The 1,857-nt window shown below is 42.7% G+C and carries 2 protein-coding genes and 1 pseudogene; 1 reads left to right on the forward strand and 2 read right to left on the reverse strand.

All coding sequences use genetic code 11. The features are described 5' to 3' along the window. Both VLN09_RS09715 and VLN09_RS09720 read right to left on the reverse strand, forming a co-directional pair. Positions 1 to 338 (reverse strand): annotated as a pseudogene (locus VLN09_RS09715) (two-component sensor histidine kinase); the annotation flags it as partial. Then, positions 338 to 1,030, reverse strand: a complete 693-nt coding sequence (locus VLN09_RS09720) for a response regulator transcription factor (protein WP_325246014.1) — start codon at positions 1,028 to 1,030, stop codon at positions 338 to 340. The pseudogene VLN09_RS09715 and the gene VLN09_RS09720, both read right to left, overlap by 1 nt. Positions 1,031 to 1,280: 250 nt before the next feature. On the opposite strand from VLN09_RS09720, the gene VLN09_RS09725 reads away from it, so the two are divergent. Continuing rightward, complete coding sequence (locus VLN09_RS09725) at positions 1,281 to 1,817, forward strand: Spy/CpxP family protein refolding chaperone (protein WP_325246016.1); 537 nt, start codon at positions 1,281 to 1,283, stop codon at positions 1,815 to 1,817. Positions 1,818 to 1,857 lie beyond the last annotated feature (40 nt).

Genomic DNA, 1,857 nt, shown 5'->3' on the forward strand with positions numbered 1-1,857 from the left:
AAACGATATCTTGGAAATATAATAGCGCCCCGCTCATCATATATCCTGATTTGGCTCATGAGCCTTCGATCTTCGTTATAAATCTGCTTTACAGCGGATAAGTCCCCCGACTCCAAGGATTCCACCAGCCGCTCACGCTGAATCAATAGCTTGTCAATTTGAGAATCCATACGGGTGGCGAGCTCTCGTTCATTGAGCCAACGCTCAACCGCGATAGATAAGATAGAGGTGATCAGGATCATCGACAGCAAACTCAAAAACAGTCGCCAAAACAGCGGCACAGGTATACTCAGCTTCGATTTTTTTGTCGCTGCAAGATTTTGGGGTTTGTCTGTCATTAGAGCACCAACTGATAGCCTTTGCCACGAATCGCCTTGATTGGCTCATCATGAAAAGGTTGAAGCTTTTTACGCAGGCGAGAGACGTGGACGTCAAGGCTACGATCAAAGGGCTGTAATTCTCGCTGCAAGACATGCTGTGATAACCACGATTTATTGACCACTTCACCTTTTTGTCTTAATAAAGCCAGCAATAAGTCAAATTCTGTGCCTGTCAATTGAAGCTCTATACCATCTATCTCACAAAGCCTTTGCTGTTGGTCAAGATGCAAGCGACTGCTAGGAAGCGGCAATTGCTCTGCAAGATTTGCAACACTATTGGTGCGCTTAATCACTGCATTAATACGTGCCAGCAGCTCACGTGGATTACAAGGCTTGGTAATATAATCATCAGCACCAAGCTCAAGCCCAATGATACGATCTATCTCCTCCCCTTTTGCTGTAAGCATAATGACAGGGATATCACTGATAGCCGGCAGCTGACGTAACACACTGAGCCCGTCTATTTTTGGCATCATGATATCGAGCACCAATAAATCATAAGGCGAATTATCCGGCATCGTAGCTTTTAATCGTTCTATGACCGCTTCACCATCATGCACGCAGTCACAGTGAATCCCGTGATTATGCAGATATTCTTGCAATAATTGAGTCAACTCTTCGTCATCGTCACCCAATAAAATATTTGACATCGTTATCACCTTATTCTTATGCCTCTCAATCATGTTATGGCTCATATTATCAGGCAAGCCTCACCTATGCGCTATAAACGTTACCTTTCTTAATGTTTCATAAATGTTCGTAACCTCTAGCTGTTGTATGATAGCGGTTATCAAAAACAAGTTGATGCCCAGTAATGATTCATAGTAACTATCCGGGATACTCGATCAAAACTAGGCTCATTAGATACATCCTCGCTTTTATAAAATTAAGGAAATTATTATGCAAATGAAAAAATTATTGATAGGCTCAGTATTGGCCATGTCTAGTGTGTTGACTGTGACGGCCTGTACCAGTGTCAATGCAACTACCGATACCGCTCCAACAACCAGTAAAATGCAGAAGCATCATCAAGATGGCATAAAAAATGGCATGCATAAAGATGGCATGAGAGGTCCCATGGCGCAGCTAGATTTGACAGCGACGCAGCAGGCGCAAATAAAAGCCATCATGCAAGAAAAGAATGGTGATCGCAAAAATGACCGTGCAAAATATCAAGCAGAACGTATGCAAATGCAGCAGCAGATACAAGTATTGACCAGTGCCAGAACCTTAGACTCAGCAGCAGTCAACCGTCTTGCTGACCAACAAGCAGCAAAAACCAAGCAGCGTTTTATCGAACGTATCCAGACCCAACATGCGATTTCTCAAGTGTTAACACCTGAACAGCGTGAAAAGATGGCGCAATTCAAGACAGAAAGAAAAGCAAAAGGTCATCATGGTTCAAAAAACCATAAAATGCATGACCAAGCGCAATAAGATATAAGCCATGTAATTAAAAAGCACTATTCAGATAAAG

The organism is Psychrobacter sp. (genome assembly GCF_035469765.1).
Lineage (GTDB): Bacteria > Pseudomonadota > Gammaproteobacteria > Pseudomonadales > Moraxellaceae > Psychrobacter.